Origin of the sequence: Paenibacillus sp. FSL L8-0502 (assembly GCF_038593055.1) — a bacterium.
Lineage (GTDB): Bacteria > Bacillota > Bacilli > Paenibacillales > Paenibacillaceae > Paenibacillus > Paenibacillus polymyxa_D.
In genome coordinates, this window is the sequence record NZ_CP151958.1 from 2,665,468 (window position 1) to 2,681,490 (window position 16,023).

Annotated in this window: 3 protein-coding genes and 1 rRNA gene; all 4 read left to right on the forward strand. The window is 47.5% G+C overall.

From position 1 onward, the window contains the following. Positions 1–54 precede the first annotated feature (54 nt). The 4 genes from rrf to NSQ57_RS11900 all read left to right on the forward strand — a co-directional run bounded on the left by rrf (position 55) and on the right by NSQ57_RS11900 (position 16,019). A 5S ribosomal RNA gene (gene rrf / locus NSQ57_RS11885) occupies positions 55–171 on the forward strand. A 1,043-nt stretch (positions 172–1,214) separates the two neighbouring features. Then, positions 1,215–1,391 carry a GNAT family acetyltransferase gene (locus NSQ57_RS11890; protein WP_238438043.1) on the forward strand — a complete coding sequence of 59 codons (177 nt, stop codon included), beginning with the start codon at positions 1,215–1,217 and terminating at the stop codon, positions 1,389–1,391. A gap of 749 nt (positions 1,392–2,140) precedes the next feature. Next, complete coding sequence (fabD, locus tag NSQ57_RS11895) at positions 2,141–3,364, forward strand: ACP S-malonyltransferase (protein WP_342426070.1); 1,224 nt, start codon at positions 2,141–2,143, stop codon at positions 3,362–3,364. Further along, positions 3,339–16,019, forward strand: coding sequence for an amino acid adenylation domain-containing protein (locus tag NSQ57_RS11900; protein WP_342426071.1), 12,681 nt, complete (start codon positions 3,339–3,341; stop codon positions 16,017–16,019). The genes fabD and NSQ57_RS11900 overlap by 26 nt, the downstream gene beginning before the upstream one ends. The last annotated feature ends 4 nt before the right edge of the window (positions 16,020–16,023 follow it).

Consider the following 16,023-nt stretch of genomic DNA (forward strand, 5'->3'; position numbering starts at 1 on the left):
CGATAAGTGATGAACCGAATAACCGTACGATAGAATTTGTATAGCAAATTCATGTTTGGTGGCGATAGCGGAGGGGTGCCACACGTACCCATCCCGAACACGACCGTTAAGCCCTCCAGCGCCGATGGTACTTGGACCGCAGGGTTCTGGGAGAGTAGGACGTCGCCAAGCACGATAAAAGAGAGCACAGCCTTAATGGGCTGTGCTCTCTTTTATCTTTTCGGAATTAGATATTTAAACAGTTTAAAAGTAGGATATGGAAACTAAGAAGGAATAACATAGAAGTAACCTAGTCCTGACGAAGAGTAGGCTAGATGGGTGACGTAGTTCTTACATTGAAATAACAAAAACGGAACATGTATAAAAATGCCTTGGTCATACCCTGCTGGATTAATGAACTGTATCCCGTTTCTAAAGCTGTAGGGAATGTTCGCCATACAGACGCAAGTTTAATTGAAGAAATTCCTCTGAACTCAAAGTGAACTGTTAGCCTAAAGAGTGCTATTATATGTATGAGCATGGATATGTATTACGTCCATATCAAATAAAAGTAAGAATAGCAGAATACTGGATTATTATGCTTGTTCCTAAAGATATGTATCTGAAAGGTTTTAAGACATTTATTTTATGGGTGCTAACAAGGACAAAGTGAGAAATCAGCTTGCTAAAGCGACGATAAGTGAAGTATCTTTTATGAGGAGCACCTTTGAAACTTAATTTTTCATTATAAAATTCGTCATAAAAAGCGTGGTATCAGGTTGCATTTTAGAACTTTTGATCTTCTTCATTTACTTTGCATACATAAAATGAAAACTGGGTCTTCATATCGTGGAAAAAAAGGGTTTCCAAAATTAAGACAAGGAACACTGACTTTAGAAATGCTGAAAAAAGCCAACTTAGGCGGATATGAGAGAACCATTTATCGTATATGACATTTCCCATTTCTTCATAAATTACTACATCAACCTAGCTTTATTATTTTTAATCCTCAGTTAGCCCAAAGCATGATTGATGCTGAGTTTATGTTGTATAACATTTTTAGTGGCAGATACATTCATTTGGGTATAAAGAAAGAAGATAATTCGGACTTTTACGTTCCTGTTACTTTTTTGGAGCGTAAAACCCCTTATCAATGAATGACTGTTGTTAAAATTGATGACATAGATATTGATTTTACCTGAACATTCAGATAACTTAGTGCAGACGAACAGTATGTGACCTACGAAGCGTACGAAATGATCCGGCAGTTGGGACTCCAGTGGCCTGCCACTCAGGCAGACGTTGCTCTCATTCGGGAGAACATTAAACACAATGATTGCTATGTGCTGGAAATTAACGGGGTCATTCAGGCTACTGTTAGCCATTCGAAAAATAAGCCCTTGATTTTATAATCGACTTGCCGTTTGTGATGTGGTTCGCTGTAGACCCGGCTGCACAGGCCAAGGGTACGGGAGAAAACGAATTGAGTAGAACACACAATTATTCGTGATCAGTTGGGTGCCCCTGCGGTGACACTGGCGACAGCGGAGAAGCATCCATATCTGCTATCCATGTACGAGCGTTGGGAATTCATTAAAAATTACAAACAATGCCTGATTTTTAGACAAAAGAGGGCATTGTTTGTGTATATAATATACTTATACATTATATCGACATACTTTAATTTACTTTTATATTTATATTGAAACAAAATCATTCATATATCGCATTTTTTCCTTATTAAAGGAATTTAAAAAAGATATTGACATTTTTCGAGTCCATATCTATTATATAAATAAAATATTTCTCATTTAATACTTAACATCGAAAAACATCCTGTATGACCTCAACAATTTCTCATCACATTCATCTATGATACTGAATTTTAGGTTCCAAGCCTGGAATTCCAGTATACCTCAAGTTTTTTTACACTTCCAAGTCTACTCACACATCTGACTTTTGATCTCAATCACACCACGAATGGAAACTCCATAACCAACTCATTTTTACATGTCGATTACTGTTTTTTGACAATCGGTTTTGTTGCTTTTTGCTACATCTATCTCTACAGCTATTGTCTTCATACATATGTACATTAACACCTGAATCGTAAAAACATTTTTGCTTTGCCACATCTTTGTGGGGAGGAAAGGGGTTTGATATGAATCGCATTGCTTTGGTTTTTCCTGGGCAAGGCTCTCAGTATGTAGGAATGGGGGCTACGTGGCATAGCGGCTTTGCAGAAGCGGATCGCTTGTTCGAAGAGGCTGCTGATATTTTGGGATATGATCTGAAAGCTTTATGCATGGCAGGTCCGATGACCCAGCTATCCAGAACATTCTATACTCAGCCCGCACTTCTCACGATCAGTGTCATTGCATTCCGGCGTTATATGCATGAAATCGGAATTATCCCTGAATTTTCAGCAGGTCATAGCCTGGGTGAATATTCAGCTCTGGTAAGTAGCGGTGTTCTATCCTTTAGCGACGCTTTACGACTGGTTCAAAAGCGAGGACGCATCATGGAAGAAGCCGCAGAGGCCGGTCTGGGCAGCATGATTGCCATTCGCGGAGCTGAGTTGAACGCCGTGGAAGAATTCTGTCGTCTGCACTCCCCAATCGATCAGCCTGCTGTTATTGCTTGTTACAATTCGCCTAATCAGTATGTCATCTCTGGTCATCATACATCGATAGCTATGGTAGCTGACAAGTTAGAACAGCGGGGGGCCCAAATTACTCGCTTGCAGGTCAGCGGCCCTTTTCATAGTCCGCTTATGCAGCATGCTGCGGACAGGCTGACCATCGAGCTGCAAAAATACACTTTCCATGAAGCGCAGTGGCCCGTGATCTCCAATGTGACCGCTCTGCCATACCCCGATGTTGACAGCATCCGTCAAGGATTGATTTTGCAAATGACTCACCCGGTTCGCTGGATTCAAACCATGCAGTATATGGAGAATCATGGCGTGGAACAAGGCATCGAGTTAGGTCCACGAACGGTGCTGAAAAATTTGGCGAAGGAAATAAGCACTACCATTGAATTGCTGTCCGTGGATAGAGACTTGGATCGCGTTGAACTGGAACGCCGCTTCTCAATCCGTGATTGGGTTGCTCGTTCCCTTTCACTGGCGGTATCTACCCCCAATGCCAATTGGAATGAAGATGATTATCGAAAGGGTGTTATTTTACCTGTTCAAAGACTGGAAGAATTACTTCGAAGCTCTGAATCAGGGAGCGGTTCATCTCCTGCTTTTGAGCAAAGACAGGAGATTTTGGAGTGTATTCGCCTGGTGTTGCAAACCAAACAGGTCTCCGAAGGAGAGCAGAAAGTAATGCTAGAGCAATTGAGGAGGGATCAGGATGGAACAGTTTCAAACTTTAATTGAAATCATTCATGACCGTGCAAGCCGGGATGAGAACGGAATCACCTTTATTTCTGGTGATAAACAAGAGGAATACGTATCCTACTGTAAACTTCTGGAGCAAGCATCACAGGTACTTTATGAATTACAGGAAAAAGGGATACAACCTGGCGATGAGCTGATCATGCAGATCGACGACAATCATACCTTTGTGAATGTATTTTGGGGTTGCCTACTCGGTGGAATCGTTCCTGTTCCTGTAAGCATAGGGAATAATGATGAGCATAAAATGAAATTGTTTAAAATCTGGAATACACTTTCCCACCCTTATATGATTGCAGATGACAAGGTATTGGAGCAGTTGGAAAAATACTCGCACCAGCACGAACTGCTGGATTCCTTTGAGCCCGTTAAAAAAGCGACTTTTTCAAGCCATATATTCGATTTTTCCAATCAGAGTAAAGGTGTTGCCCATATACCCAAACCGGAGGATTTAGCTTTTATCCAATTTTCCTCAGGTTCTACAGGTGATCCCAAAGGAGTCATGCTGACGCATGAAAATTTGGTTTACAATATTCGGGATGTCGCAAATCAAACGGGCATGAGCTCCAAGGATGCTTATTTGGGCTGGATGCCGCTTACGCATGACCTGGGATTGATCGCATTTCATTTAACCTGTGTGATCGCTAATGCCAAGCAGTTGATTATGCCAACGGCACTTTTTATCAGACGCCCGTCTTTATGGCTAAAAAAAGTATCGGAGCATAAGGTGACTCAAATATGCTCTCCCAATTTTGGATATAAATTTTTTCTCGATCAGTATAAACCCGAAACAGCAGCTAACTGGGATTTGTCAAATGTCCGTATGATCTTAAATGGAGCGGAGCCCGTATCTGTGGAGCTTTGTGATGTGTTTATGGATGCAATGAGTGTTCACGGTTTGAATAAAAATGCGATGTTTCCTGTCTACGGATTGGCAGAGGCGAGTGTGGGAGTTTCCTCTCCACCTCTGGACAAAAGCACCTTTATACCCATTCATTTGAACCGGCAGCAGTTACACGTGGGTGAACCCATAGAAGAAGTGGACAAGTCCGACAAGCGGTGTCTTACTTTTGTGGATTTGGGGTATCCGTTGGCCAGTACCTCTGTCCGCATTTGCGATGAAAAAAATCAGGTGCTTGAAGATGGGGTGATTGGACACACACAGATCCGCGGCAAAAATGTGACATCCGGATACTATAACAATCCAGAGGCTACCGCGAAGGTCAAAACAGAGGATGGCTGGCTTATCACCGGCGATTTAGGGTTTATGCGGAACGGTCGCCTGACTATTACTGGTAGAGCCAAGGATATCATTTTCGTGAACGGACAGAATGTCTACCCGCATGACATCGAGAGGATTGCCGAGGAACTGGATGGTGTGGATCTCGGAAAAGTAGCCGTGTGCGGTGTACATGATACGCAAACGAGGCAGGATCGTATTATTGCCTTTGTGATGCACACGAAAAAGATAGAGCATTTTGTACCGCTTGTCCAAAAGCTGAAAAGTCATCTAAATTACCGGGGAGGTTGGCATATTCAGGATGTGGTTCCGATCCGGCGTATTCCTAAAACAACCAGTGGAAAGGTTCAGCGCTTCAAATTAGCCCAGAGTTATGAGCAGGGCGAATTTGATGAAATATTGACAGCACTGGCCGAGGCTACTCGAGTCATGCAAGCAGCTGAGCGTGTAGTCTTACCTCAAGGAGAGATAGAACAGAAGCTGATTGGAATCTGCCAGGATATTTTAAATGTAAAGTCGATCGGGACGGACGACAGCTACTTTGATATCGGAGTGACTTCCTTGCAGCTCGTTCAAATTGTGGACCTGTTGGAGGATCAATTAGGGATTCATATTGAGGTGACGGACTTCTTTTCCTATCCGACCATCGCCAAGCTTGCTGCATATATCTCTAGTCAGGGCATGAGCAGCGACCCGGCTGCAACAGCACAGTCCGAGACCAAGGAGGAAGCAAATGTCCGGGATATCGCCATCATCGGCATGTCAGGCAAGTTTCCTCAAGCGGAAACATTAGAGCAGTTTTGGGCGAATGTGGCATCAGGGGCTGACAATATCGGCCCGTACAGCGATGAAAGAAGAAAAGATGCCGAAGATTTCATTTCCCGTTTGAATACGGAAGGACGGAATATGCAAATTGCAGAAGGCGGCTATCTGGATGAAGTAGACAAGTTCGATTACTCCTTCTTTAAGCTGACTCCACGGGAAGCCTCACTCATGGACCCGAATCAACGGTTATTTCTACAAACAGCCTGGAGCACGATTGAGGATGCGGGGTATGGGGGTAAGCAACTGGCAGGCCGAAAGGTCGGCGTGTATGTCGGCTTCTCCAAAACCAGCTTCGAATACGAGCGTTTGTTGTCTGAGGTGGAACCGGGAGCGCTGCCGAACTTTGCCATTGGTAATTTATCATCCATTATTTCCAGCAGGATTGCATATTTGCTCGATCTAAAAGGTCCGGCGCTAACCATTGATACAGCATGCTCTTCATCCCTCGTGGCAGTGCATTTGGCCTGCAAGTCCATCCTTAGCGGAGACTGCGACATGGCCTTGGCAGGAGGAGTGAAAACGATTTTACTGCCGCTGAAAGCGGGCATTGGCATGGAATCCTCCGATGATCGAGCACGCGCCTTCGACGACCAGTCGGACGGAACGGGCTGGGGTGAAGGAGTTGGAGCCGTTTTACTGAAGCCGCTGCGCAAAGCGGAACAAGACGGTGACAACATTTTAGCCGTGATCAAGGGAAGTGCCATCAATCAGGACGGCAGCACGATTGGTATTTCCGCGCCGAATGCCCTCGCTCAGGCAGAAGTGATTTCGCAGGCGTGGCGTGATGCACGGATTGATCCTGAAACGATAAGTTATATCGAAGCACATGGCACCGGCACCAAGCTGGGTGATCCGGTTGAGATTGACGGCATTACCAAGGCTTTCCGCAAGCATACACAGCGTAAGCAGTTTGTGGCGATCAGCACGGTCAAAACGAATATCGGTCATTTATACGAAGCCGCCGGGATTGCGGGCTTGATCAAATCCGTATTGTCCATGAAGCACCAACAGATTGCGCCGCTCGTTCATTTTCGCACACCAAACCAAAAGATCCATTTTGAGGAATCCCCGGTATATGCCAATACGAGGCTTAGGGAATGGAAGACGGACGGTTTCCCCAGAAGAAGCGGCCTGAGTTCCTTTGGATTCAGCGGGACAAACTGCCATGTGGTGCTGGAGGAATATATAGCGAGGGCAGAATCAGACCAAGCCTCAACGGACAGCAATAATAGATCATCACCACTGCTGCTGACCCTGTCAGCGCGGAGTGAATCCGCTTTGCACGAGCTGGTCGGGCGGTACGCAGAACGGTTCGGATGTGCGGAAGAACTCGTGATGCAGGAGGTATGCTATACGGCTAACACAGGCAGAAGTCACCTGAATCACCGGATTGCTGTTACTGCCGCAGGGGCGGATGCGTTGAAGGCGAAGGTGCTTCAGTTACACGAACAAGGTAGAGTCGTCGAAGGTGTATACACCGGGAAAGCGGATAGCACAGGTGGCGCAGAGATGGTCACTGGAAGCTTGGACACGTTGCAATCACTGGAGCAACTGGCTGCCAAGTATGTGCAAGGAGCGCAGATCGATTGGAATGCCCTCTATGCAGGTAAGCACTATAAAAAGGTTTCTCTGCCTACGTATCCATTCGAACGGAAAAGATGCTGGATTAACGTACCCGAACAGGTTCGAACGGAACAGAAGGTACCAGTTCATGAAAACTCAAAAGCAAAGGAGTCTGGAATTATGGGGAACGAGTATTCAGCGCCAGCATCTACTACCGATCAGCACAAATCATCTATTCTTCAAAAGTTAGCGAAAATGATCGGTAACGTGTCCCAACTCAGTCTGGAGGAACTGGAGCCACAAACACATTTTCTGGAGCTTGGGCTGGATTCCATTAATTTGTCCCAGGTTCGCCACAGTATCAAGGATACCTTCGGACTGGACATTCCAATGAACGAATTTTTCGAATCGTTGACCACGCTGGAGCTGTTGGCCAGCTACGTAGCCGAGCGGGTCAGCATTTTCACTTCTGCTGAAACCCCGGTTCAATCTGTGGAAAATCGTCCAGAAACAACTCTGAATCAGGTTGATCACGCAGCTTTCCCGCTAACCCAACCGTCTCATGAATCCGCTGTTCCGGCTGCGGCATCCGTTTATGCCATAGACACGGCTGGACAAACACGGGCTCAAAGCTTTCCAATCGCTACAGCTCCTGCGGCTGTAGAGCGAATTTTGGAGCAACAGCTACATCTGATGTCACAGCAGCTCGATGTTCTCCGGCATCAGCCATCTGCATCCGTAATAGCTTCCGAGCCATTTAACCCGGAAACGGGCGTTTTGCTACCGGCAAGTAGTGAAAGTGCGCAGATCATCCGTACCGAATCCAAGCAGAAAGTCGCGGCTGCATTAGCACCAGCACCATCCGTAAAGGCTGTTTTCAAGCAGACAGGCAATGAAGTCAAGCCGTATACGCCTTATAAAAAGCTGGATGTTAAAGCACGTGAATTGCTTTCGCTCCGTCAGGAACAACACCTGCAAGAACTGATTGAACGCTACACGGCCCGTACGGGTAGCACCAAACAGTACACCCAGCAGTATCGCTCCGTATACGCCAATAACCGCAATGTGGCTGGTTTCCGGCCTGTTTTGAAGGAAATGGTGTATCAAATTGTATCCCAACGCGCCGATGGTTCAAAAATTTGGGATCTGGACGGCAATGAATATGTCGACTTGACGATGGGCTTTGGTGTGAATCTGTTCGGACACAATCCAGCCTTTATTCGTGAAGAAATTGAAGAAGAGCTGAAGAACGGCATGTGTGTCGGCCCCATGTCCAACATGGCCGGACAGGTCGCCGAGCGAATATGCAAGATGACCGGCGTGGAACGGATTGCCCTGTATAATTCCGGCACGGAAGCCGTCATGGTCGCGCTCCGTTTGGCACGTGCTGCCACTGGACGAGCTAAAGTCGTCATTTTTGCTGGCTCGTATCACGGTACATTCGACGGGGTGCTGGCACTGGGGAGCGCGGGTGATGACAAGGAGCATTCGACACCTCTAGCTCCAGGTATCTTGCAGCATATGGTGGACGATGTCGTCGTGCTTCATTATGGGACGGACGATTCTCTGGATTATATCCGCACCCATGCGCATGAACTGGCCGCGGTTATCGTGGAGCCGGTACAAAGCCGCCGACCAGATTTTCAGCCTAAAGCCTTCTTGCAGGAAATTCGCCAGATAACGGAGCAGTCGGGTACTGCCTTCATTTTTGATGAAGTCATCACAGGCTTCCGGATTCAGCCCGGAGGAGCCCAAGCGTGGTTTGGGGTACAAGCCGACCTCGTGACCTACGGTAAAATCATTGGCGGCGGGCTGCCCATCGGCATCGTAGCCGGAAAAGCCGCCTTTATGAACGGGATCGACGGAGGCACGTGGAGCTTCGGGGATGATTCCTATCCGCAGCATGAGCAGCAGCGAACCTTTGTGGCAGGAACCTTCTGCCATCATCCGCTGGCAATGGCTGCATCCTTAGCGGTGCTGGATCATTTGGAGAAGCATGGCGAGCAACTGCAAAATCGCTTGAACAGCCGCACCTCGGCGTTAGCAGCGGAGCTGAACAGCTATTTCACTGACGAACGCGTACCTATGAAGGTCGTTCACTTTGGCTCCCTATTCCGCTTCGTGCTCAAAGGCGATCTGGAGCTGTTCTTCTATCACATGCTGGACAAAGGCATCTATATCTGGGAGGGACGAAACTGCTTCTTGTCCACGGCCCATACCGAGGAAGATATTGCGCGAATCGTACAAGCGGTCAAGGATAGCGTGAACGAGCTGCGTAAAGGGGGATTTTTACCGGACCCGCCCCCGAATGGAAACGGCCCGGGGCCGGGAAAGCAACCTGTACCTGTAACCGTACCTCCAGAGGCTGAAGCAGCAGAAACTGTTATTGCGTTAACTCCAGAGCAAAAGCAGCTTTGGTTCGCTTCTGTTTCAGATCGAAGTGACTCTCAATCTTTACACGAAACCGCCTTGTTGCGGTTTCGTGGTCCACTTCAGCAGCAGGCGTTCAACCAAGCTGTCCAGACCATTGTAAACCGTCATGAAGCCTTACATATCTTTATGAGCGGCGATGGGGAAACTCAGGTGTTCGCTCCTGTGATGAAAGCGGAAATCCCGCTTCATGATTTTACCAGTTATCGCCCAGATGAACAGGAACAACATATCCGGGCATGGATGATCAAGGACAGTGAAACCCCATTTGCCATGACGCCAGGCGAGCCATTATTCCGGATTCATCTGCTGAAAATATCGAATGAAGAGCATCTGGGTGTTTTTACGTTTCATCATTTTATCGCTGATGGCTGGTCAATCAGTGTATTCATTCAGGAACTGGAACACATCTATTCTGCGCTAGTTCGACATGCTGCCTACAACCTTCCCGATCCAGTACCTTTTCGGAATTACGTTGTTTGGCAGCAGGATCAATTGAAAGCAGGGAAAAAAGAGGCCCTTGCTTTTTGGTCGGCAGTGCTAGAAAAGCAGCAGCCTGTCCTCCATTTGCCATCTCCGGTGAGGGGAATACAGATTCCGTCTTCCAGAGGAAGCAGACATACCGTAATGCTCGAAGCGCCGCTCGTTAAACAATTGAGATCCGCCAGCATAAAGCTAGGCAGCAGTCTTTTTATAACGCTGCTATCCGCCTTTCAGATTTTTCTACATCGGCTGACAGGGCAGCAGGAAGTAACGGTGGGGGTTCCCACCGCAGGACAATCCCATATGGACGCCTTCTCTCTGATCGGCAACTGTGTCAACATGCTTCCGATGATCAGCGAAGTGCGTCCTGATGCTACTTTTACGGAGCATGTCCAAACAGTGAAAAAGCGCATGAATGAACTGGATAGCTTCCAAAAGTACAGCTTTGCCGGACTTGCTCAGCTGGGGCTGAGGCATTTGCCAGTCATTAACGCTGTATTCAATATGGATCGACCGATTCCGCGTTTTCAATTCCATGAACTGGAAGTAGAACTCATTAAGAATGAGGTATCATTCAGCAAATACGAGTTGTTTTTGAACGTGACAGAGGCGCAGCAACAATTACGTCTTGATTTCGACTACAATTCGGATCTTTTTCAGTCAAACATTATCGAAGCCTGGTCAAGATATTTCCTGAATCTGCTGTATTCCATTGTAGAGGAAGAAGGGGCTCGCGTTTCCGCGCTGACTTTACTCCGTGCGTCGGAGAACGAACAACTTCGAACTGCATGGGCAGCAAATACCGATGCCAACGGAAACTATCTTTGCGTCCTCGATGCCTACAAGCATTTGGCACCTGTTGGGACAGCAGGGGAGGTGTATCAAGCCTCAGTAGCAGGCCTGTTGGGAACGACCCGAGAATGGGCTTACGTAGAAAACGATGGCAAGCTGCGGCATATTGGCAATTTGAATCGGACTATCCACATTCGCGGACATCGGGTTAATTTGGGGCAGTTGGAGAAACTCCTGCTGCAAACTTTCCGATTGGAGTCCTGCGTCATTACACCGCAAACGGACGAAGCTGGAAAAGTCTCATATATAACCGCCTATGTGGTCGCAAACGCATCGAAGCCATGGGAAGAAGACGCACTGAAAAAGGCTGCAATCGAAATTCTTCCAGATTATACGCAGCCCCGTTTTTGGATTCCTATGGATCATATTCCTCTTCTGCCGGATGGTCAGCCTGATCTACAGGCTTTGCCAGAGCCGGGACAAGCAAGTGTATTGACTAAAACAGACACCGCTCCTGAGAACCACGGCGTAGAAGATCAACTCGTGAACATTTGGATGGACGTTCTGAATGTAACAGATATCAGCGATGACGATAATTTTTTTCAACTGGGTGGTGATTCACTAAAAGCGACGGTCATTCTGTCGAGAGTCAATAAGGAATTGGGTGTACACATTCCACTCAGCCACATTTTTGAGCTGCAAACGATTGCTGAGCTGGCTACATACATTGCGGGTGGAACAAAGAAGAACTATGAACCGATTGTATCTGTGAAATCGCAAGCCTTCTATCCGGTATCTTCTTCCCAAAAGAGAATGTACGTGCTGGATCAGCTGGGAGGTGGAAAGGCCTATCATGTACCAGGTCAGCTTTTCATAGAGGGAGATCTGGAGGTTCCCCGCTTCATTGAAGCCGTTAGGGAAGTTATTTTGCGTCATGAATCCTTTAGGACGTATTTCGATCTGGAAGACGGGGAAGTGGTACAAAAAGTTCGGGACACGATTCCATTCGACATTCCATATACCCGTATTTCCAAGGAAGAAGCAAAACAGGCTCGGACCTTGTTTGTTCAGCCTTTTCATCTGGGAACAGCTCCTTTATTCCGCGCCGAACTGTACGAATTTATCGAAGGTGGCTTCAATCTGCTAGTGGATATGCATCACATCGTGTCCGATGGTTTCTCCATGGCCGTGCTGCTAGATGAAATCATTCAACGGTATCAGGGCAGACAGCTTGCGAACATTCAGCTTCATTACAAAGACTTTGTTGCTTGGCAGAAGCAGCAGATCACTGACGACGCATTGCAAGCGCATGAATCATATTGGCTCCAGACCTTGAAGGGCGAGCTTCCTGTACTAAATATGCCTACGGACTTTTCGCGTCCACAAGCACAAAGCTTTGAAGGTGACAGCTTGACCGTCACCTTGGAATCCAAACTTACTAACACACTCTACAAATTGGCCCAAGATACCGAATCTACGATCTTTATGATACTTTTGGCGGCTTATAATATCCTGCTGGGCAAATATACTGGCCAAGAGGACATTATCGTGGGTACACCTGTTGCCGGAAGACGGCATGTGGATACGCAAGCGATGATTGGCATGTTCGTCAATACGCTGGTTCTTCGCAATCAGCCGCGATCTTCTTTAACGGTCCAATCCTTTTTGCAGGAGGTTAAGCAAAACTCGCTGCTGGCACTGGAGCATCAGGAATACCCGTTTGATGAGCTTGTAGACAGGCTGGAACTGGTGCGCGACCTAAGTCGAAACCCGGTGTTCGATACGATGTTCAGTTTGCAAAATGTCGGCACAGATGTTTTGGAAACAGGAGGCATTCGTTTTAAACCGGAAGAATTCAACGCGGGTATATCCAAGGTGGATTTTTCATTGCATGTGACCGAGGAAAAAGAATGTTTGTCCTTCACTTTGGAGTATGGCACAAAGCTGTTTAAACCGGAGACCATCCGACGGATGGGAGAGCATTTTGTGCGAATTTTGGAAACGGTGACGCAGGATGTCGGGGTGCGGTTGGCCGATATTACGATCGTATCTGATGAAGAGAAGCAATTACTGCTAACCGAATTTAATCATACCGTCGTACCTTTCCCGCACCATGAGACAGTTCACGGGCAGTTTGAAAAGCAGGTCGTACAGACGCCGGGTCATATAGCATTGGTGTTCGGAAATCAGCGTCTGACCTACCGGGACTTGAACGAACGTGCTAACTCACTGGCACGGATACTTCAAGCGCATGGCGTAGGACCCGATAAGCTAGTCGGCCTGATGGTGCATCGTTCGGCGGAAATGATTATCGGTCTGCTCGCCGTGCTAAAAGCGGGTGGCGCTTATGTGCCTATCGATCCTGAATATCCGTCAGCCCGTATTGAGTATATGCTGAGTGACAGTGAGGCTGCCGTGCTCCTGACCAGTCGCGATCTGGTAGGAGAACACCATTACAGCGCCAACACCCTGTTTATCGAAGATGAGGAAGTATATCAAGGAGAAAGGACCAATCTGGAAGCCACTGCTCAGCCGGAGCATCTGACTTACGTCATCTATACTTCTGGCTCAACCGGAAATCCGAAAGGAGTTATGCTCCAGCATCGCTCGGTGCTGAACTTTATTACAGGAATGCGTGAAGTGATCGACTTTGCAGCGAACAAAACGATTTTATCGCTAACCACTATTTCGTTCGATATTTTCGTTTTGGAAGCGATTCTGCCGCTGCTAGGCGGAATGACCGTCGTGCTAGGCGACCGCCATCATCAGGTCGATCCTCAGGCACTTGGCGAACTGATTACTGCACATCACATTGACATGCTGCAAATGACGCCATCCCGGCTGCACATGCTGCTGAGTCATGAGGAAGGCTCCCGTGCGCTGCAAGGTGTACAGGAAATTATGGTTGGGGGGGAAGCGTTTCCACCCAGGCTGCTGGAGGCATTGCAGAAATTGAACGGCCCCCGTATTTATAACATGTACGGACCTACGGAAACGACGGTTTGGTCGGCAGTGCAGGAACTTACCCATGCCAATCAGATTGACATTGGACGCCCCATTGCGAATACGCACATTTATATCATGGATGCGCAGAACAGATTACAGCCAATCGGTATACCGGGCGAGCTATGCATTGCAGGGGAAGGGCTGGCCCGTGGCTATTGGAACCGCGAGGATTTGACGGCAGAGAAATTTGTGGATAATCCATTTTCAATAGGGACACGAATGTACAGAACGGGTGACCTCGCTCGCTGGAAAGCAGATGGAAATCTGGAGTTTATCGGCCGAATCGACCATCAGGTGAAAGTACGTGGATTCCGGATCGAACTGGGTGAGGTTGAAAATGCTTTGATGAGCCATTCTGCAATTCAAGAGGCTGTCGTCACTGTATATCAAAACAAAGAGCAAGAATCCGTCTTGTGTGCCTACATTGTATTGCATACAGAAGAAACACCAAGCTTAACGGTCATTCATGAACATGCCGCCAAGTTGCTCCCGTATTATTCGGTTCCGTCTTACTTCGTGTTTCTGGATCGGATACCGTTGACACCGAACGGAAAAACCGACCGAAAAGCATTGCCGGAGCCTGAAAAGCTATTCCGACCGGATGTGGCCTATGTAGCGCCGCGAAATGATGTGGAAGAAGCTTTGGCCGCCGTATGGCAAGATGTTTTGGGACGCGATCAGGTGGGCATTCAGGATAACTTTTTTCTACTCGGAGGCGACTCGATTAAAGCAGTTCAAGTCATCGCACGCATGCGTCTCCACGGGTATTTGCTGGATATCCGACACGTACTGGAGCATCCGTCCATTGAAATCCTGAGCGGCTATGCAGAAACATTGTCCCGTCCGATAGAGCAAGGTCCGATAGATGGAGAAGTACCACTGACACCGATACAACGACATCTACTCGATGGGTTTGAACGGCATCCAGCATCCGAGGCACTTCCTGCCGCAATGTCGGTACTGCTGTTGGCAAAGTCGGGCTTTGACGAGCAGCCATTGCGAGCCGCATTGAAGAAAATCGTAGAGCACCACGATGCTCTGCGCCTTGGCTTATTACAACAGGCTGACGAGTCGGTTACGCAAGCTCACAAAGGACTGCATGAACAGCTAATCACGCTGGAGGTACTGTCGCTTACGGGAACGGAAAGCGAAGCACGCAGCCAGATGGAAGCTGAATGTCAACGGATTCAAAGCAGCCTGCGGCTGTTTGAAGGACCACGAGTTCGGGCAGGGCTTTTCCGTCTGGATAGCGGAGATCATCTTTTCCTTGCTGTAGACCCACTAGTGGCTGACGCCATTTCATGGAATATTTTGCTCGAAGATCTGGCAACAGGCTACGGACAAGCTCTGGATGGGGAAACGATTGTTTTACCGGACAAAACGAACGCTTACCAAACGTGGGCAGAGCATCTTGAGCATTATGCGAATAGTAAAGAGCTGCTCAAGGAGCAGGACTATTGGAACAAGATAGAGTTGTCAGAGTGGAGAACGCTTCCCAAAGACCATGAAGTCATTACGGATTCTGGATCGGAGAGACAAACACATCAGCTCCACCTGCAATTATCAACTGACGAAACCCAGCATCTGATGACACAGGTCAATCATGCCTATAATACCGTGCCGGAGGAAGTACTGCTGTCCGTACTGGGGCAAACAGTGTCTGAATGGTCAGGACAAGAACGGATTGCACTCTACGTGGAGAACCCTGGCCGAGAGCAGGCTGAAACAAATTCGCTGGATATCTCCAGAACGGTAGGGCAGTTTACGTTCGTGTATCCAGTTGTACTGGACATCAAATCTGCGGATGATACAGCGCTGTTGCTCAAGCGTGTGAAGGAAACGGTTCGGCAGGTTCCAAATCACGGATTGGGCTACGGTGCATTGAGATATCTGACCGAAGCCAGCAATCCAACGGATTCTAAACGTTTTCGTCATCCGGAAATTGGTTTCCGTTATATAGACTCCCCACACCCGGAATCGGTTTATTTTTCAATATCGCCGCTGCAAGCTGAAATTGGACCAGGTACCAAGGATGTGATCAATGGTTCATCTTATGCTCTTTATATGGATAGCCGGTTGGAGGACGGAAAATTAAGTATCCGTATATCCTATGACAGGAATGCATATGAAGAGCGCACGGTCAAACAACTTTTCTCCCGCTTCGAAACACACCTGTTGAATACCATTCGTCATTGCCTTAATCAGTCCGGTCAGGAACTGACACCAACAGACGTAGGGGCAGATGATCTGGATTTGGAAGAGTTCGAAGAGATGAAGCATTTTTATGAAAGCCTATAAATAT